The following is an 18,307-nucleotide window of genomic DNA, read 5'->3' as shown; positions in this document are numbered from 1 at the left end:
CGGCGGGCGAACCGCCGCAGTGGGGTGCTGCTGTTCCGCGCTGTCAACGGCGGGTCTCCAGGTGTCTGCGGTGCAGCCACTTCGGGAGGCCGGGGGCCTCCAGGAAGCCCTCGGCCCGTCCGGCCGCGACACCGATCCGCAGCAGGTCCGAACTCTTCTCGAAGAGCATGAACCGCGGTTCCCAGATCGGCCGGTATTTGGCGTTGGCCCGGTAGAGGGACTCGATCTGCCACCAGCGGGAGAAGAAGCTCAGCAGCGAGCGCCACATCCGCAGCACCGGACCGGCCCCGAGCCGGGACCCGCGCTCGAAGACCGACCGGAACATCGCGAAGTTCAGCGAGACCTGGGTGATCCCGATCTCCTTGGAGCGTTCGAGGAGTTCGATGACCATGAACTCCATCAGGCCGTTCTCGGAGTCCCGGTCGCGGCGCATCAGGTCCAGCGACAGGCCCTTGGGACCCCACGGCACGAAGGAGAGCACGGCCCTCAGATCGCCGTTGCCGTCGGTGCACTCCAGCATCACGCACTGGCCGTCGGCGGGGTCGCCGAGGCGGCCCAGCGCCATGGAGAAGCCGCGTTCGGTGGCCCCGTCGCGCCAGTCGTCGGCTCGGCGCACCAGCTCGGCCATCTCCTCGGCGGGGATGTCGGCGTGGCGGCGGATGCGGACGGTGTACCCGGCCCGCTTGACGCGGTTGTAGGCCTGCCGGACCGTGCGCATGGCCCGGCCCTCCAGGGTGAACTCGGCGGTCTCCACGATCGCCTCGTCGCCGAGCTCCAGCGCGTCCAGGCCGTGCCGGGCGTAGATCTGCCCGGCCTCCTCGCTCGCCCCCATCACGGCCGGCACCCAGCCGTGCTCGCGGGCCTCGGCCAGCCACGGTTCGATGGCGCCGGGCCAGGCCTCCGGGTCGCCGATCGGGTCGCCGGAGGCGAGGGAGACCCCGCCGACGACGCGGTACGTGACGGCGGCCTTGCCGGTGGGGGACCAGATGACGGACTTCTCGCGGCGCAGCGCGAAGTAGCCGAGGGAGTCGCGGTCGCCCTGGCGGGCCAGCAGCGCCCGCAGCCGCTCCTCGTCCTCCTCGCTGATCGGGTCGACGGCGCGGCGCGAACGGAACGCGGCGAACAGCACGGCGAGCAGCAGCAGCATCGACATGACGTTGATGGAGACGTCCACCCAGCCGGGCGGGGTGATCGCCGCGGAGGCCCGGTCGTCGGGGGCCAGGGTGATCAGCCGCATCACGCCGTACTTCCAGCGTTCCGGGAAGGAGACGCCGGCGCTGTCCGGGGAGGTGTTGGCGGCGCCCACGAGGAGGGCCGCGACGAGGGAGGTGAGGAGCAGGCCGACGGCGGCGACGGCGGCGGCGAACGCCGGGTTGGAGCGGTCGCCCTTGGCGTAGAACTCGCGGCGGCCCAGCAGCAGCGCGCCGGTGAACAGCGCGGTCAGGGCCAGCGAGACCCAGTTCTGCGGGTGCTCGCGGATCTCCTCGTACGCGAGGAGCGCGTAGGCGAGGAGCAGGGCCAGGAGGCCGCTCAGGACGAGGTTCAGGATCCAGGAGGCGCGCTTGCGGCGGCCCAGGGTGACGGCCAGCAGCAGCGTGAACAGGCCGGAGGCGAAGCCCGCGGTGAGCATGTACGGGGTGTAGAAGTCCTCGATGTTGTGGCGCCGCAGGTCCTGCCCGAGCGAGACCCACACCGCGCTGAGGAAGTTGATGAAGGTGACGACCCGCAGGTACCAGACCGCGAAAGCGGCTCCGCGCTGTGAGCGGGCGCTCCCCCGACCGGTCTCCCGGCCGCCCCCCGCCGCCTTGCCGGCGGGGCCTGCGCCGGTGTCTTTCCTGCCGGTTGACGGACCGGGCGCCGGTACGGCGGTGCGGTCGGTCTCTGCGCTGGTCAAACGGACCTCTCCCATAAAAAGCGATCATATGGGGCGTCGCTGTCCGTGATGGTGCGCTCGGGGGCCGCGGCCTGGTCAGGACCGCGGCCCCCGGCGGCTCATTCCGTCGGCTCCTCGGCCGCCCGTTCCGGAAGCTCCGCCGCGAGCGCGGCGGCCGCCTGGAAGAGGGGAAGAGCCAGCAATGCCCCGGTGCCTTCGCCTACTGTGACGCCGTGATCGAGCACGGGGTTGAGCGCCATGCGGTCGAGTGCCTTCGCCTGACCCGGCTCGCCGCTCGCCTGACCCGCCAGCCACCAGTCAGGAGCCCGGAACGCGGCCCGCTGCGCCACCAGTCCGCACGCCGCCGAAACAACACCGTCGAGGATGACGGGCGTACGGCGCACCGCACACTGGAGCAGGAATCCCGTGATGGCGGCGACGTCCGCCCCGCCGACCGCCGCCAGCAGCGCGACCTGGTCGCCCAGGACCGGCCGGGCCCGGCGCAGTGCGTCGCGGATCGCCGCGCACTTGCGCATCCAGGCCAGGTCGTCGATGGGCCGGCCGCCCCGGCCGGTGACCACCGAGGAGTCCGTTCCGCACAGGGCGGCGACGAGGGTCGCGGCGACGGTCGTCCCGCCGACGCTCAGGTCGCCGAGGACGACCAGGTCCGTCCCCGAGTCGGCCTCCTCGTCGGCGATGCGCATGCCGAGCCGCAGCGCGGCCTGCGCCTCCTCGACCGTCAGCGCGTCCTCGACGTCGATCCGGCCGCTGCCGCGCCGGACGCGGTGCGCCACCACGTCCTCGGGCAGCAGCCCCGGATCGCAGTCGAGGCCGGCGTCGACGATCCGTATCGTGGCGCCGAACCGGCCGGCCAGGACGGCGACGGGGCTGGACCCGTCGAGCACGTCCCGCACCAGTTCGTGACCGGTGGACGCGGCCCGGGCGGAGACCCCCTGGGCGGCGATCCCGTGGTCGGCGGCGAACAGCACCACGCGGGGCCGCTCGATCGCCCTGACCGGAACCCGCCCCTGCGCGGCGGCGAGCCACTCGGCGAGCTCGTCGAGCCGCCCCAGCGCGCCCGGCGGTAGGGCGAGGCGCTCACGGCGTTCCTCGGCATCACGCCGGACGCCCCCGTCGGGGCGCTCGATCAGATCGGAGAAGTCGTCGAGATTCAGCGTGCTCATCTGCCAGAGAGTACAGCCGGTGAAGCCCTCCCTCAGGCCTCGGCGGGCCCGGCCGGTTCCGGCCCCTCCCGGGGCGTTCCGCCCGGCTGAACACCCGGGCGCGGCCTACTCCTTCAGTACACAGGCCTGCCCCGCGACGACCAGCAGGACGTGCTCGCACTCGCCCGCCACCCGGGCGTTCAGCCGGCCCAGCTCGTCACGGAAACGACGGCCCGAGGCGGTCGCCGGGACGACGCCCGAACCGACCTCGTTGCTCACCAGGACCACCTGGCGGCGGGTCGCGCGCACGGCCGCCACCAGAGCGGCGGTCCGCTCGTCCAGCTCCTGCCGGCCGTGCTCGGCCCAGACCTGCTCGTCCCAGGCCCCGGCCCGGTCCATGGCGTCGGTCAGCCACAGCGCCAGGCAGTCGATCAGCAACGGCGGCCCCTCGTCCGCGAGCAGCGGGCCCAGCTCGCACGTCTCCACCGTCCGCCAGCTCGCCGGCCGGCGCTCCCGGTGCAGGCCGACCCGCCGCGCCCACTCCGCGTCCCCGTCCCGGGTGCCCCCGGTGGCCGCGTAGACCACGTCGGGGAAGGACTCCAGCCGCCGTTCCGCCTCCACGGACTTGCCCGAGCGGGCCCCGCCCAGCACCAGCGTGCGGCGCGGCAGGTCCGGCACCGCGCGGTAGTCGCCGACGAGCACGGTGGTCCCGTCGGGCACCGCCCGCGCTCCGGCGGCCGCCAGCCGGCGCTCCAGCTCCCGGCCCGGCGGCACGTCGTGGTCGAGGTGGACGGCGATCACGTCCGTCGCCGGGCCGACGGCTCCCGACGCCCGCAGCCGGGCCAGCGCCTCGGGGCGGCCCGGTACGTCGGCGAGCACCGTGTCGTACGGGCGCTGCCCGGCCCGCCCGGCGGTCCCGGCCGGCGCCCCGCCGGGCGGCAGGTACAGCAGGCGGCCGCCGTCCGGGCCGGTCACCTCGTAGCCGGTGCCCGGCGCGTCCATCGGCACCGCCCGCACCCGGTGCCCGGAGATCACCGAGAGCTCCTGCCCGTCCGGCACCCGCCCGGCGGTCGGCAGCCCCGGGGGCAGCTCCACCGCGGGCCCGTCGTGCGGGTGGGTCAGCAGGACCTGCCGTACCCCGGCCAGCGAATGCCCCGCCCGGGCGCCGGCCAGCACCGCACCCGGGGTCAGGTCGAGCAGCAGCGCACCGTCGACGAGGACCGCCGTGGCGGCGCGGGAGCGCGCCCCGACGCAGGCGGCGCAGGCCGCACACGGACAGCCGGGGCGGGGCAGCCCCTCGGGGGTGCCGGTGCCGAGCAGAGTGAGTTCCACAGGATGATCCTCCCGCGTCGCGGAGACTGCTGCGCGCCCGGTTACTCTGCGGGCAGACTCAAGGCGAGAAGCGTGTGAGCAGCGGACGAGCAACGGAGGCGGACATGGCGTGGACGTGGCGGTTCGAGACGGCCGAGGGCACCGAGACGAGCCCGTCGGTGGTACCCGAGGAGTTCACCACGCAGGGCGACGCGGAGTCCTGGATCGGCGAGTACTGGAAGGACCTGCTGGAAGGCGGTACCGAACAGGTGAAGCTGTCCGACGACAGCGGCACGGAGCTCTACACGATGAGCCTGCGCTCCGCGCTGGAGGCCTGACCCCTCCGCGTCGTTCGGCCCGCCGGACCAGCGGCGGGCCGAACGGCCGGAATCAGCCCCGGACGCCGCAGAGGTGCAGCAGCGCGGCGACACCCCGGTAGGGGTCGGTGCGGCCGGCCCGGTCCTCGGCGGCCAGCAGCCGCTCCAACTCGTCGTCGGGCGGCAGCGCCTCGCCGGCCTCGGTGCCGTCCGTGAAGACGCGTACGCCGTACCAGGCCTGCAGCGGCGCACCGATCCCCGACAGCGTCGCGGTCAGCCCCGCCAGCCGGTCGGCGCGTACGTCCAGGCCGAGGCGGTTGGTGTAGTCGGTGCTGTCGAAGGCGGCCAGCGCGCCCTTCCAGTCCCCGTCCAGCCCGTGCCGCATGGCGAGCGCGTCGCCGTTGCGCACCAGCAGGGACAGCAGCCCTCCCGGGGCCAGCATCCGGGCCAGCCCGGCGAGCATGGCGTCCGGCTCGGGCACGTACATCAGCACCCCGTGGCACAGGACCACGTCGAAGCTGCCCGGCAGGAAATGGGCGCCGGTCTCGCGCCCGTCCCCCTCCAGCAGCGTGACCCGGTCGCGGATCCCGGCGGGCTCCACGGCCAGCGCCTCGCGTGCGACGGCCAGCATGCCCGGATCCTGCTCCAGGCCGGTCACCATGTGCCCGGCGCGGGCGAGGCGCAGTGCCTGGGTGCCCTGGCCCATGCCGACGTCGAGAACGCGCAGCCGCTGCCCCACGGGGAAGCGCTGCGCGATCTGTTCGTCGACCTGTCGGCCCACGAGCTCCTGACGGACCGCGTTGCGCAGTCCGCCCAAGCCCTCGAGCCACAGGCGTGCCCCCTCGGCGAAGCCTTCCCCCGACGCGCCGGGCGTCCCTCCGGTCAGGGCCGTTCCCCGCGCTTGACCTGCGGCTTCGGCAGGCGCAGCCGGCGCATCTGCAGGGTGCGCATCAGGCCGTACGCGACCGCGCCGCGGCGCGGCTCGTTCGGGAAGCGCTCGCTCAGCGCCTTGCGCAGGCGGAACACCAGGCCGACGGAGTCCAGGATGATCAGCGCGATCACGCCGAGCCACAGCAGCAGCGCGATGTTCTGGATCGCCGGCTGGCGCACCATGCTGAGCACGAGGATGACCACGGCCAGCGGCAGGAACATCTCGGCGACCGAGAAGCGGGAGTCCACGAAGTCGCGGACGAACCGGCGGACGGGGCCCTTGTCGCGCGTGGGCAGGTAGCGCTCGTCGCCGTTGGCCAGCGCCTCGCGCTGCTTGGCCATCTCGGCGCGGCGGCGCTCACGGGCCCGCTTCGCGTCCTCCTTGCGGTTGCCGGTCGAGGCCACCACGGCCTTGCGCTGCGACTGGGCCACAGCACGCTTCGGCGTAGGGCGGCCCTTGGGGGCCTGCGGGTCACGGGGCTGCGAGAGGTCGGCGCTCACCTTGTCGGCGGCGGCGGCCTTCTCTTCCTTGGAGGAGCGGCTACCAAACACAAAACCCAAGCCTACGTGGTTGCGGGCACGGACCCCACCCCGGTGGGGAACGATCCGGCAACGGCGGGCGTCCTTCCCTGTGCACGGTCCGAGCAGCGGGGCCCGCCCGTACGGTCGGGGACCCACCTACTCCTCACGCCTGATACGGCGGAGGCGTAGTCGTCCTGGAGGAGGAGCGCATCCGTCCTCGAACAGTGCGGTAATGGAGGCAGGGCCCGTACTGTGGGTTCTGTCGGTGACCTGGAGCACAGTCCGTCTAGAAGGGGGCGCGCGAAGCCCATGAGCGGTGTCATGAAGCGTATGGGGATGATCTTCCGCGCGAAGGCGAACAAGGCCCTTGACCGGGCCGAGGACCCGCGCGAGACCCTCGACTACTCGTACCAGAAGCAGCTCGAACTGCTGCAGAAGGTGCGCCGCGGCGTCGCCGACGTGGCGACGTCCCGCAAGCGCCTCGAACTGCAGCTGAACCAGCTGCAGGGGCAGTCCGCCAAGCTGGAGGACCAGGGCCGCAAGGCCCTCGCCCTGGGCCGCGAGGACCTGGCCCGCGAGGCCCTGTCCCGCCGCGCCTCGCTCCAGCAGCAGGTCAGCGACCTGGAGGTGCAGCACCAGACCCTCCAGGGCGAGGAGGAGAAGCTGACGCTGGCCGCGCAGCGGCTCCAGGCGAAGGTGGACGCCTTCCGTACGAAGAAGGAGACCATCAAGGCCACCTACACCGCGGCCCAGGCCCAGACCCGGATCGCGGAGTCCTTCTCCGGCATCTCCGAGGAGATGAGCGACGTCGGCCTGGCCATCCAGCGGGCCGAGGACAAGACCGCCCAGCTGCAGGCCCGCGCCGGCGCGATCGACGAGCTGCTGGCCTCCGGCGCGCTCGACGACCAGAGCGGCCTGGGCTCCAAGGACGACATCCAGGCCGAGCTGGACCGCCTGTCGGGCGGCACGGACGTGGAGCTGGAGCTCCAGCGGATGAAGGCGGAGCTGGCCGGCGGCCCGTCCGCGCAGCAGCAGGCCATCGAGGGCGGCGCCCAGGACGGCGCCCAGCAGCCGCAGACCCAGCACCGGTTCGACAAGCAGTAGGACGGGGCCGTCATGATCGTCCGCATCATGGGGGAAGGCCAGCTGGACGTGGCCGACGCTCACTTCGCCGAGCTCGACAAGCTCGACGACGAGCTGCTCGCCGAGATGGAGGGCGGCGACGAGGAGGGCTTCCGGCGCACCCTGGGGGCGCTGCTCGAAGCCGTCCGGCAGCTGGGCGAGCCGCTCCCGGCCGACGCCCTGGAGCCGTCCGAGCTGATCCTGCCGGGGCCCGACGCGAGCCTCGACGAGGTCAGGGAGATGCTCCGCGACGACGGCCTGATCCCGGGCTGAGACCGGACGCACCGACACCACGACGGGCCCTCCCCCCACCGGGGGAGGGCCCGTCGTCGCACGTCCGGCCCGGCACGGCGCCGTCCGGCGCCCCGCCCCTCTCACTCCGGCGGCGGCGCCGGCGGCTTCTCCAGGGGCACCGGCCGCGGGTCCGGGGCGCCGCCGATGAAGTCCTCGAACCTGCGCCGCCGCCTCGTCCAGCGCCGGTCGTGGTGGAAGGCCCGCAGCTCGGCCCTGGCCCGGGCGCGGGGCCGGTTCACGTAGAACCGCTTCGCGTACGGGGAGCCCGGCCGGGCCAGCCGGATCGCGCCGATCAGGGCCACGAAGGGGATGACGACCCCGAAGAGCGCGGTGCGCGCCTTGCCCTTCCACAGGGCGATCAGCGCGAGACAGAAGTTGCCGGCCGCGTTCATGACGACCAGCCCGCGGCTCTGGCGCTCCTCGGCGGTCAGGTCGTTCACCCCGAAGGGCACGAACCCGCCCAGCACCAGGGCCACCACCGCGGCCGTCACGACCACGATCTCCACGCTCTTGCGGCCCTGCTCGCTCCAGTACACGTCGTCGAGGTGCAGGATCAGCGCGAACTCGTCCAGGACCAGCCCCGCGCCCAGCCCGAAGATCACGGCCGAGAGGGCCGCGCCGAAGCTGTTGCGGGCGCTGCCGATCGACCCGAAGCCGCCGATGATCACGAGGATCACGCCCGGCACCACGTGGTGGATGTGCAGGCCGCCCGGGGTGACGTTCTTGAAGGGGCCGCGGCCGGCCCGGATCAGGCGGGTGATCACACGGGTGACCAGGAACGACATCACGAAGGAGACCAGGGCCAGCAGCATGGGCAGCTTCCCCGGCTCGACGATGTTCCGATACCACCAGTGACCCATCCCACTGACTCCCTGTTTGGTCCGTAATGGGCAATTTACAGCCCGTCGTGAACGGGTAGCGTTCGCGCCGATGACAGATTCGTTCGACGGTCCGCCCCTGACCCCGCCCCCGGAACGCGCCTCGTTCCGCGACGGCGTCCGCTTCGCCTTCGGCACCCTCACCGTGCTGCCCGCCCGCATCACCCGCTGGGACCGCCCCGCGGCCCGCACCGGAATGGCCTGCGCCCCGCTCGCCGGACTGGTCGTCGGCGCGCTCGCGGCCGTCCCCGGAGTGCTCCTCCTGCTGCTCGGCGCGGAGCCGCTGCTCGCGGCGGCCGTCACCGCCGCCGTACCGGCCGCGCTGACCCGGGGACTGCACCTGGACGGGCTGGCCGACACGGCCGACGGCCTGGGCAGCGCCAAACCGGCCGACGAGGCGCTGCGCATCATGAAGCAGTCCGACATCGGCCCCTTCGGCGTGATCGCCCTGGTCGTCGTCCTGCTCGTGCAGACGGCCGCCCTGTCCGAGCTCTACGCCGACAGCTGGGTCCGCGGCGCCCTCGCCGCCGTGATCGCCGCCGCCACGGCCCGCCTGGCCATGACCCTGGCCTCCCGCGACGGCGTCCCGCCCGCCCGGCCCGAGGGCCTCGGGGCCGCGGTCGCCGGGGTCGTCCCGCGCCCGGCGGCCGCCGCCCTCGCGGCCCTGGCCACCGCGGCCGCGGCCGCGGCCGCCCTGCCGGCCGGCCTGCCCGCCGCGGCCCGCTCCGCGGCGGCGGTCCTCGCCGCCCTGCTCGCCGCCGAACTGCTGCTGCGCCGCTGCGTACGCCGCTTCGGCGGGGTCACCGGCGACGTGTTCGGCGCCCTGGCCGAGGTGTCGGCGACCACCGCCCTCATCGTCCTGGCCCTCGGCTGAGGCCGTCCGGTCCGACGGGACCCCGGCCGGAGCCGCACCGGGCCCACGTACGCTCCTCCCCGTGGACCACACTCCTACGGACCTGCCCCCCGCACCTATCAAGGTGCTGCTCGCCGACGACCAGGCCCTGCTGCGCAGCGCCTTCAAGGTGCTCGTCGACTCCGAGCCCGACATGGAGGTCGTCGGGGAGGCCTCCGACGGGGCGCAGGCCTTCGCGCTCGCCCGGCGGGAACGCCCCGACGTCGTGCTGATGGACATCCGGATGCCCGGCACCGACGGGCTCGCCGCCACCCGCATGATCAGCGCCGACCCGGAACTCGCCGCCGTGCGCGTGGTGATGCTGACGACGTTCGAGGTGGACGAGTACGTGGTCTCCGCCCTGCGTGCGGGCGCCTCCGGCTTCCTCGGCAAGGGCGCCGAGCCCGACGAGCTGCTCAACGCCATCCGCGTCGCCGCCGCCGGTGAGGCGCTGCTCTCCCCGGCCGCCACCAAGGGCCTCATCGCCACCTTCCTCGCCCAGGGCGGCGGCGCCGATCCGGCGACCTCCGCCGCCTCGGCCGGGATGCACGCGGAGCGGCTCGCCGCGCTGACCGTCCGGGAGCGTGAGGTCCTCGTACACGTCGCCGCGGGCCTGTCCAACGACGGCATCGCGGGGCGGCTGGAGGTCAGCCCGCTCACCGTCAAGACGCACGTGAACCGGGCCATGGCCAAGCTCGGCGCCCGCGACAGGGCCCAATTGGTGGTCATTGCCTACGAATCGGGACTCGTCCGGCCCCGCGTGGAGTAGCGGTGGAGTAGGACCGCGTACTACGGACGCGGTATGCCGCACATAAGGACGGGACCTGCGAGCGACGAAACCGTCCCACCGCGTGGGACAGGGTGGGAGTGCCCTCGCGTTCGTCACTGCAGAGAGATCCCATACCCATGTCCTGGCTGTCCCGCTTCAGCCTTGCCCAAAGGGCGTTGGTCGGCCTCGTGTCGATCGTCGCGCTCCTCTTCGGCGCCATAGCCATCCCGCAGCTCAAGCAGCAGCTGCTGCCCTCCATCGAACTCCCGATGGTGTCCGTGCTCGCGCCGTACCAGGGCGCCTCGCCCGACGTGGTGGAGAAGCAGGTCGTCGAACCGATCGAAGCCATGCTCAAGGGCGTCGACGGCATCACCGGCATCACGTCCACCGCCAGCGAGGGCAACGCCCTCATCATGGCCAGCTTCGACTACGGCGACAGCGGCACCAAGCAGCTCGTCGCCGACGTCCAGCAGGCCGTCAACCGGGCCCGCGTCCGGCTGCCCGCCGACGTGGACCCGCAGGTGGTGGCCGGTTCGACCGACGACATCCCGACGGTGATCCTCGCCGTCACCTCCGACAAGGACCAGCAGGCCCTCGCCGACCAGCTCGAGAAGTCCGTCGTGCCCGTCCTGTCGGACATCGAGGGCGTCGGCCAGGTCAGCGTCGACGGCGTCCAGGACCTCCAGGTCACCGTCACCCCCGACGACTCCAAGCTCGCCGCCGCCGGCCTCGACGGCTCCGCCCTCGCCCAGGGCCTCCAGGCGGGCGGCGCCGCCGTCCCCGCCGGCTCCTTCGACGAGGCCGGCAAGAACCGCACCGTCCGCGTGGGCAACGGCTTCACCTCCCTCGCCCAGATCGAGGACCTGCGGCTGAGCCCCGGCCCGGGCAAGCCGGCGGTCCGCCTCGGCGACGTCGCCGTCGTCAAGCAGGAGCCGGCCAAGGCCGTCTCCATCACCCGCACCAACGGCAAGCCCAGCCTCGCCCTCGTCCTGACCATGGACAAGGACGGCAGCGCCGTCGCCATCTCCGACACGGTCAAGGAGAAGCTGGCCGAGCTGCGTTCCACGCTCGGCGCCGGCGCCGAGCTGACCGTCGTCAGCGACCAGGGCCCGGCCGTCGCCAAGTCCATCTCCAGCCTCACCACCGAGGGCATGCTCGGCCTGCTCTTCGCGGTGATCGTGATCCTGGTCTTCCTGGCGTCGCTGCGCTCGACGCTGGTCACCGCGGTCTCCATCCCGCTGTCCGTGGTCCTCGCGCTGATCGTGCTGTGGACCCGCGACCTGTCGCTCAACATGCTGACCCTGGGCGCGCTGACCATCGCCATCGGACGGGTCGTCGACGACTCGATCGTGGTCCTGGAGAACATCAAGCGCCACCTCGGCTACGGCGAGGAGCGGGAGGCCGCGATCATCACCGCGGTCAAGGAGGTCGCCGGCGCGGTCACCTCCTCCACCCTCACCACCGTCGCCGTGTTCCTGCCCATCGGCCTCACCGGCGGCATGATCGGCGAGCTCTTCGGCTCCTTCTCCCTCACCGTCACCGCGGCCCTGCTGGCCTCGCTGCTCGTCTCGCTGACGGTCGTTCCGGTGCTCTCGTACTGGTTCCTCAGCGCACCTGAGGGCGTCACGCCCGGGGACGCCGAGAGCGCCGCGAAGGCCCGGCGCGAGGCCGAGGAGAAGGAATCGCGCAGCCGCCTCCAGCGCTTCTACGTCAGCGTCCTGGGCTTCGCCACCCGGCGCCGCCTGACCAGTGTGGCCATCGCGGTGGTCGTCCTGGTCGGCACCTTCGGCATGACCCCGCTGCTGAAGACCAACTTCTTCGACCAGGGCGAGCAGGACCTCCTGACGGTCAAGCAGGAACTCGCCCCGGGCACCTCGCTGGCCGCCTCCGACGAGGCGAGCCGCAAGGTCGAGAAGGTGCTGGGCTCGGTCGACGGCGTCAAGAGCTACCAGGTCACCGTCGGCTCCTCCGGCTTCCTCGCGGCCTTCGGCGGCGGCACCGGCTCCAACCAGGCCTCCTACCAGGTCACCGTGAAGGACGCCGGCGACGCCGAGGCCGTCAAGAAGCGGATCGGGGACCGGCTGGCCGCCCTCGACGGCATCGGCGAGACCCGCATCGCGGCCGGCGACGCCTTCGGCAGCCAGAACCTCAGCGTGGTCGTCAAGGCAGGCGACGGCGAGGTCCTCGCCAAGGCCGCCGAGCAGGTCCGCGCCGAGGTGGCGAAGCTCGACAACGTCACCGACGTGCAGAGCGACCTGTCCCAGTCCGTGCCCCGGATCTCGGTGACCGCCACCCCCAAGGCGGCGGAGGCCGGCCTGAACCAGGCCGCGCTCGGCGCAATCGTCGCCCAGGCCGTCCGCGGCAACCCTGCGGGCAAGGCCGTACTGGACGACACCGAACGGGACATCGTCATCACGTCCGCGCAGCCGGCCACCACCCTGGCCGAACTGCAGGCGCTCCCGGTCGGTCCGGTCAAGCTCGGTGACATCGCCGAGGTCAAGGAGGTCCCCGGCCCGGTCGCGATGACCCGGATCGACGGCGCCCGCGCCGCGACCGTCACCGCGCGCCCGCAGGGCGACAACACCGGCGCGGTCAGCGCCGAGCTCCAGAGCAAGCTCAAGGCCCTGGACCTGCCCGACGGCGCCACGGCCTCCATCGGCGGCGTCTCCGAGGACCAGGACGAGGCGTTCGGCTCGCTCGGCCTCGCCATGCTGGCGGCCATCGCGATCGTGTTCATGCTGCTCGTCGCGACCTTCCGCTCGCTCGTCCAGCCGCTGATCCTGCTGGTGTCCATCCCGTTCGCGGCGACCGGCGCACTCGGCCTGCTCATCGTCACCGGCACCCCGATGGGCGTCCCGGCGATGATCGGCATGCTGATGCTCATCGGCATCGTCGTGACCAACGCGATCGTCCTGATCGACCTGGTCAACCAGTACCGCGCCCAGGGCCTGGGCGTCGTCGAGGCAGTCGTCGAGGGCGGCCGGCACCGGCTGCGCCCGATCCTCATGACGGCCCTGGCGACGATCTTCGCGCTGCTCCCGATGGCGCTCGGCGTCACCGGCGAGGGCGGCTTCATCTCGCAGCCGCTCGCGGTCGTGGTGATCGGCGGCCTGGTCAGCTCCACCCTGCTGACGCTGCTCCTGGTGCCGACGCTCTACACGATGGTCGAGCTCCGCAAGGAGCGGCGCCGTGCGAGGAAGACGGCCCGCCTGACGGTGGTCCCGCCGCAGGACCACCAGGAGGAGACCCCGGCCAAGGTCTGACCGGCCCGGGCCGGGCGGGCCGGGCCACCCGGCCCGACCGGCCGGCCGAACGCCGAAGCGGCGGTTCCCGAACGGGAACCGCCGCTTCGGCGTGTGCGGTCCGCAGCCGCGCCGCCACCCCTACGGGAGGGCGAGCATGCGCTCCAGCGCGAGCTTCGCGAAGCTCTCCGTCTCCTTGTCGACCTGGATCTGGTTGACGAGGGTGCCCTCGGCCAGGGACTCCAGCGTCCACACCAGGTGCGGGAGGTCGATGCGGTTCATCGTCGAGCAGAAGCAGACCGTCTTGTCGAGGAAGACGACCTCCTTGTCCTCCGCAGCGAATCGATTCGCCAGGCGGCGGACCAGGTTCAGCTCGGTGCCGATCGCCCACTTGGAGCCGGCCGGGGCCGCCTCCAGCGCCTTGATGATGTACTCCGTCGAGCCGACGTAGTCCGCGGCCGCCACGACCTCGTGCTTGCACTCGGGGTGGACCAGGACGTTCACGCCGGGGATGCGGGCGCGGACGTCGTTGACCGAGTCGACCGAGAACCGGCCGTGGACCGAGCAGTGCCCGCGCCACAGGATCATCTTGGCGTCGCGCAGCTGCTCGGCGGTCAGGCCGCCGTTCGGCTTGTGCGGGTTGTAGACCACGCAGTCGTCCAGCGACATGCCCATGTCGCGGACGGCCGTGTTGCGGCCCAGGTGCTGGTCGGGGAGGAAGAGGACCTTCTCGCCCTGCTCGAACGCCCACTCCAGGGCCTTCTTCGCGTTGGACGAGGTGCAGATCGTGCCGCCGTGCTTGCCGGTGAAGGCCTTGATGTCGGCGGAGGAGTTCATGTACGAGACGGGGACCGTCACCCCGGCGATGCCGGCCTCGGTCAGCGCGTCCCAGCACTCCGCGACCTGCTCGGCGGTGGCCATGTCGGCCATCGAGCAGCCGGCGGCCAGGTCCGGCAGGACCACCTTCTGGTCGTCCGAGGTCAGGATGTCCGCGGACTCGGCCATGAAGTGGACGCCGCAGAAGACGATGTACTCGGCCTCCGGCTTGGCGGCCGCGTCCTTGGCCAGCTTGAAGGAGTCGCCGGTGACGTCGGCGAACTCGATGACCTCGTCACGCTGGTAGTGGTGGCCGAGGATGAAGACCTTGTCCCCGAGCTTCTCCTTGGCCGCGCGGGCGCGCTCCACGAGGTCCGGGTCGGACGGCGAGGGCAGGTCGCCGGGGCACTCCACCCCGCGCTCGCTCTTGGGGTCGGCCTCACGGCCGAGCAGCAGCAGGGCAAGGGGCGTCGGCTGGACGTCCAACGGCTGGGCGGTGGTCACGACACGCACCCTTTCTGTTCTGCGACGAGGGATTTCAGGATCATCGCTTCGACTTCTCGTCTACTTGACGCTATCTATCATAACCGCTTCACGTCAGTTTGACGATGCCGATAGTGTCAATGTGACGCATCAGCCCTCGATTCGCCGGGCCCGCGCCCGCGCGCGGTGTGCGAGCATGAATGTCTGAAACAAGCGTCGGGTCCCGGAATGAATCCGCGGTCCCGCTCGTTGCCACCGACGGCAAGAGTCCGACGTTTCCCCGCGCCCCGCGGGGAGCCGCCCACTTCGGGAGTGAATGCAGATGTCCGTACAGGACGACAAGACCACTGTGAGCGACGGCATCCTCCTGTCCGACGCCGCCGCCGAGAAGGTCAGGACCCTGCTGGAGCAGGAAGGCCGCGATGACCTGGCGCTCCGCGTCGCCGTCCAGCCCGGCGGCTGCTCCGGCCTGCGCTACCAGCTCTTCTTCGACGAGCGCTCCCTCGACGGCGACGTCGTGAAGGACTTCGACGGTGTGAAGGTCGTCACGGACCGCATGAGCGCCCCGTACCTGGGCGGCGCCTCCATCGACTTCGTCGACACCATCGAGAAGCAGGGCTTCACGATCGACAACCCGAACGCCACGGGCTCCTGCGCCTGCGGCGACTCGTTCAGCTAAGCCTGGACCGCCCGTACGACGAGGGCCCGCCCCGGTCGCATCCGACCGGGGCGGGCCCTCGCGCATGCCCGGGGCGCCGCTACTGCCGCGGGAGCTCCTTGCCCGTGGTGGCGTCCAGCACCTTCCGGTCGCCGAGCGGCTCCTTCAAGGTCACCGTCAAAGACTTCTCCTCCGCCAGCATGATGCAGGCCTGACCCGGCTTGTTCGGGGTGTCCGTGATCTTCACCATGACCGACTCCGCCTGCTCCCGCGCCTCCACGGCGTAGGTGCTGCACGCGCTGCCCCAGAAGTTCACGGTCAGCTTCCGGTCGGCCTCCTTGTACGAGAAGCCGGGCACGGTACGACCGCTCGGGCCCGGCGTGCTCTCCTTCGCGGACGCCGGCTCGGCCACCGTGTGACCCGGCGCGCCGCCCTGGCCCGCCACTTCGAACAGCCACGCCGGGACCAGCCCCCGCGCTCCCTCGACCGTCCCCGGAGCCAGGCCCAGCACCGCGCCCTTCACCGTCTCGGTCCGCGGCGGCTTCATCGGCCGCGGCTCCGGATTGCACGGCACCGTCTCCCCGGGCCCCACCGGGGTGTCCGCCGTCAGCGGCACCGCGCTCGCGCATCCGCCGGGCTCCGGCGCGCCGCCGGAGCCGCTCGACCTCGCGTTCAGCCGGGCCAGCGCCTCCACGGCCCCGACGACCTGCTGATCGGCCGCCCGTACCGGCGCCTTCAGCTCGCCGTTGCCGCCCACCACCGAGCCGTCCGCGCCCACGCTCACCTTGGTCGACCAGCCCTGCGTGGGCAGCCCGCCGACCACCGGATCCGCCATCACCACCCGCACCGCGCCCTGGGTGAGCCGGGCGTCCAGCGCGGCCCCGTCCTGCCCCGCGGCCTTCAGCACCGGGGCCGCGGCGGCCTTGGCGGCCTCCTCGGACACCGGCCTGCCGCTCCCGGCGCCGCCGCCGTCCTTGGGGAGCGTGGCGGGGCCGCAGGTGTCCTTGCCGCGCACACAGTCGTCCCCGGCGCCGTTGCCCGTGCCGTCGCCGCCGCCCTGGAAGCGGTTGAAGTTCCAGGTTCCCGGGCCCGTACGGGCCACCGTCAGTCGCGGCCCGGAGCCGTCGGCGGCCTCCCCGGCCAGCCAGACGTCCCCCTCCAGCCGCGGCGCGCCCGCGATGCCCAGGGCCGCCGCGAGCCGGGCCACATCGGCCTGGGCGACCTCCCCGGACACGCTGTAGGCGGGCGCCGTCGCCGGGGCCTCGGGCAGCTTCACGTCGGCCCGGTAGACCACGCCCGCCCCCGACGGATCCGGCTCGCCGGGCGCGATGCCCGGCCCCGAGGGGTCTCCCGCGTCACGGGGCGCGGAAGCCGCACTGTCACCCGTACGGCGGGACGCGCCGTCACCCTGGGCCGCGGACGCCCAGTAGGCGGTACCGCCGCCCGCGAGCAGGACGGCGGCCGCGATCGAGCCGACGACCCAGGCGGGCCGCCGTCGTGTGCCGCTTGACGTGCCGGGTTCTTCGCTGGTCACCGCAACGCTCCTTCACTGGTCCCGCAGTGTCTGATGCGGGTGTGACGGAACAGGGCCGCAACCGGTTCCCCTCCAGCCTCCTACTGGTCCCCGTACGCCGCGGTCGACGCGATCAGCCGGGCCGACGAGGCCGGCACCCTGACCCCGTGGATCTCCGAGGGCGCCACCCGGACCGGCCGGGGACCCTCCTCGACGCCCCAGTGCGGGGCCATCCGCGCGCAGTCCCCCAGCAGGCGGGCGAAGCCGGGCCGTCCCGGGCCTTCCGCTCCGCGCCCCTCAGCGGTGTACTCGCAGTAGCCGTAACCGTCGGTATAGGTCATGAAGGCACCGTAGGCACCGCAGCTCTCGCGAAGAAAGACCTACTAAGGGGTAGTTTCTGGGGTTCGTCCGGGGGTTCGGCCCCGGGACACTTACCGGGTAGTTTTGACTGTCCCTCGCCGTCCTCAGCAGGAGCGTCCACGCCGTGCGCATCGCAGTCACCGGCTCCATCGCCACCGACCACCTCATGACCTTCCCCGGCCGTTTCGCCGACCAGTTCGTCGCGGACCAGCTGCACACGGTCTCCCTCTCCTTCCTCGTCGACAACCTCGACGTCCGGCGGGGCGGTGTGGGCCCGAACATCTGCTTCGGCATGGGCCAGCTCGGCATCCGCCCGATCCTGGTCGGCGCCGCCGGCTCCGACTTCGACGAGTACCGCGCCTGGCTGGACCGGCACGGCGTCGACACCGACTCCGTCCGCATCTCCGAGGTGCTGCACACCGCGCGCTTCGTGTGCACCACCGACTCCGACCACAACCAGATCGGCTCCTTCTACACGGGCGCGATGAGCGAGGCCCGCTTGATCGAGCTGAAGTCCGTGGCCGACCGCGTGGGCGGGCTCGACCTCGTCCTCATCGGCGCGGACGACCCCGAGGCGATGCTGCGCCACACGGAGGAGTGCCGGACGCGGGGGATCCCCTTCGCCGCCGACTTCTCGCAGCAGATCGCCCGCATGGACGGCGAGAACATCCGCACCCTGATGGAGGGCGCGACCTACCTCTTCTCGAACGAGTACGAGAAGGGCCTCATCGAGTCGAAGTCCGGCTGGACCGACGAGGAGATCCTCTCCAAGGTCGGCACCCGCGTGACCACGCTGGGCTCCAACGGCGTCAAGATCGAGCGGGCCGGCGAGGCCCCGATCGTCGTCGGCTGCCCCGAGGAGAACGCGAAGGTCGACCCGACCGGCGTCGGCGACGCCTTCCGCGCCGGGTTCCTGACGGGCCTGGGCTGGGGCGTCGGCCTGGAGCGCGCGGCGCAGGTCGGCTGCATGCTGGCGACCCTCGTCATCGAGACGCTCGGCACCCAGGAGTACACCCTGGCCCGTGCGCACTTCATGGAGCGCTTCACCAAGGCCTACGGCGACGAGGCCGCGGCGGAGGTCCAGGCCCACCTGGCCTGACCCCGGTCCGAGCCCCCGGGCCCCGGCCGGACCCCACCCGCGGGTCCGGCCGGGGTCCGGCCGGG

General features: G+C 72.6%; 17 protein-coding genes. 8 read left to right on the top strand and 9 right to left on the bottom strand.

The window, feature by feature from the left end:
* Positions 1–43 precede the first annotated feature (43 nt).
* From AVW11_RS32420 to AVW11_RS32410, 3 genes are all read right to left on the bottom strand, one after another.
* Positions 44–1,909 (bottom strand): phosphatidylglycerol lysyltransferase domain-containing protein, encoded by a 1,866-nt coding sequence (locus tag AVW11_RS32420; RefSeq protein WP_076046815.1) that lies wholly within the window; start codon positions 1,907–1,909, stop codon positions 44–46.
* Between the two features lie 83 nt (positions 1,910–1,992).
* Positions 1,993–3,048 (bottom strand): nicotinate-nucleotide--dimethylbenzimidazole phosphoribosyltransferase, encoded by a 1,056-nt coding sequence (gene cobT / locus AVW11_RS32415; protein ID WP_206281940.1) that lies wholly within the window; start codon positions 3,046–3,048, stop codon positions 1,993–1,995.
* 114 nt (positions 3,049–3,162) lie between these two features.
* Positions 3,163–4,368, bottom strand: coding sequence for a bifunctional adenosylcobinamide kinase/adenosylcobinamide-phosphate guanylyltransferase (locus AVW11_RS32410; protein ID WP_060178197.1), 1,206 nt, complete (start codon positions 4,366–4,368; stop codon positions 3,163–3,165).
* Positions 4,369–4,472: 104 nt separating this feature from the next.
* Here AVW11_RS32410 and AVW11_RS32405 point away from each other — a divergent pair, with 104 nt between their 5' ends.
* Positions 4,473–4,685, top strand: a complete 213-nt coding sequence (locus AVW11_RS32405; protein ID WP_030849308.1) for a hypothetical protein — start codon at positions 4,473–4,475, stop codon at positions 4,683–4,685.
* Positions 4,686–4,737: 52 nt separating this feature from the next.
* Here the strand turns inward: AVW11_RS32405 and AVW11_RS32400 are convergent, their stop codons facing one another.
* Positions 4,738–5,496, bottom strand: coding sequence for a class I SAM-dependent methyltransferase (locus AVW11_RS32400; protein ID WP_078096173.1), 759 nt, complete (start codon positions 5,494–5,496; stop codon positions 4,738–4,740).
* A 50-nt stretch (positions 5,497–5,546) separates the two neighbouring features.
* Positions 5,547–6,155 carry a DUF3043 domain-containing protein gene (locus tag AVW11_RS32395; protein WP_107423368.1) on the bottom strand — a complete coding sequence of 203 codons (609 nt, stop codon included), beginning with the start codon at positions 6,153–6,155 and terminating at the stop codon, positions 5,547–5,549.
* Between the two features lie 270 nt (positions 6,156–6,425).
* On the opposite strand from AVW11_RS32395, the gene AVW11_RS32390 reads away from it, so the two are divergent.
* A complete protein-coding gene (locus AVW11_RS32390; RefSeq protein ID WP_076046813.1) occupies positions 6,426–7,220 on the top strand; it encodes a PspA/IM30 family protein in 795 nt (264 codons plus the stop codon).
* Positions 7,221–7,232: 12 nt separating this feature from the next.
* A complete protein-coding gene (pspAA, locus tag AVW11_RS32385) occupies positions 7,233–7,511 on the top strand; it encodes a PspA-associated protein PspAA (RefSeq protein WP_030849320.1) in 279 nt (92 codons plus the stop codon).
* Between the two features lie 101 nt (positions 7,512–7,612).
* Here the strand turns inward: pspAA and AVW11_RS32380 are convergent, their stop codons facing one another.
* The gene (locus AVW11_RS32380; RefSeq protein ID WP_030849323.1) at positions 7,613–8,392 is read right to left on the bottom strand and encodes a hypothetical protein; all 780 of its coding nucleotides are present in this window, start codon (positions 8,390–8,392) and stop codon (positions 7,613–7,615) included.
* A 70-nt stretch (positions 8,393–8,462) separates the two neighbouring features.
* Between AVW11_RS32380 and cobS the strand changes: the two genes are divergently transcribed.
* From cobS to AVW11_RS32365, 3 genes are all read left to right on the top strand, one after another.
* Positions 8,463–9,284 (top strand): adenosylcobinamide-GDP ribazoletransferase, encoded by an 822-nt coding sequence (gene cobS, locus AVW11_RS32375; RefSeq protein WP_051700461.1) that lies wholly within the window; start codon positions 8,463–8,465, stop codon positions 9,282–9,284.
* Between the two features lie 61 nt (positions 9,285–9,345).
* Entirely contained in the window at positions 9,346–10,071 is a 726-nt protein-coding gene (locus tag AVW11_RS32370; RefSeq protein ID WP_060178195.1) for a response regulator, read from the top strand.
* A 137-nt stretch (positions 10,072–10,208) separates the two neighbouring features.
* A complete protein-coding gene (locus AVW11_RS32365) occupies positions 10,209–13,334 on the top strand; it encodes an efflux RND transporter permease subunit (RefSeq protein WP_076046812.1) in 3,126 nt (1,041 codons plus the stop codon).
* A 120-nt stretch (positions 13,335–13,454) separates the two neighbouring features.
* Here the strand turns inward: AVW11_RS32365 and nadA are convergent, their stop codons facing one another.
* Positions 13,455–14,642 carry a quinolinate synthase NadA gene (nadA, locus tag AVW11_RS32360; protein WP_076046811.1) on the bottom strand — a complete coding sequence of 396 codons (1,188 nt, stop codon included), beginning with the start codon at positions 14,640–14,642 and terminating at the stop codon, positions 13,455–13,457.
* Between the two features lie 292 nt (positions 14,643–14,934).
* Between nadA and AVW11_RS32355 the strand changes: the two genes are divergently transcribed.
* Positions 14,935–15,291, top strand: a complete 357-nt coding sequence (locus AVW11_RS32355; protein ID WP_030029080.1) for a HesB/IscA family protein — start codon at positions 14,935–14,937, stop codon at positions 15,289–15,291.
* A gap of 79 nt (positions 15,292–15,370) precedes the next feature.
* Here AVW11_RS32355 and AVW11_RS32350 read toward each other — a convergent pair whose 3' ends face one another.
* Both AVW11_RS32350 and AVW11_RS32345 read right to left on the bottom strand, forming a co-directional pair.
* Positions 15,371–16,804, bottom strand: a complete 1,434-nt coding sequence (locus AVW11_RS32350) for a hypothetical protein (protein ID WP_076046810.1) — start codon at positions 16,802–16,804, stop codon at positions 15,371–15,373.
* A gap of 80 nt (positions 16,805–16,884) precedes the next feature.
* The gene (locus AVW11_RS32345; RefSeq protein ID WP_076046809.1) at positions 16,885–17,124 is read right to left on the bottom strand and encodes a hypothetical protein; all 240 of its coding nucleotides are present in this window, start codon (positions 17,122–17,124) and stop codon (positions 16,885–16,887) included.
* Between the two features lie 143 nt (positions 17,125–17,267).
* On the opposite strand from AVW11_RS32345, the gene AVW11_RS32340 reads away from it, so the two are divergent.
* Positions 17,268–18,242: a carbohydrate kinase family protein gene (locus AVW11_RS32340; protein ID WP_030849344.1), complete on the top strand. Its 975-nt coding sequence runs from the start codon at positions 17,268–17,270 to the stop codon at positions 18,240–18,242.
* The last annotated feature ends 65 nt before the right edge of the window (positions 18,243–18,307 follow it).

The organism is Streptomyces amritsarensis (assembly GCF_001953875.1).
GTDB lineage: Bacteria > Actinomycetota > Actinomycetes > Streptomycetales > Streptomycetaceae > Streptomyces > Streptomyces amritsarensis.
Note: the sequence above shows the minus strand (reverse complement) of the source record. Positions and strands in the feature narration are given on the sequence as shown.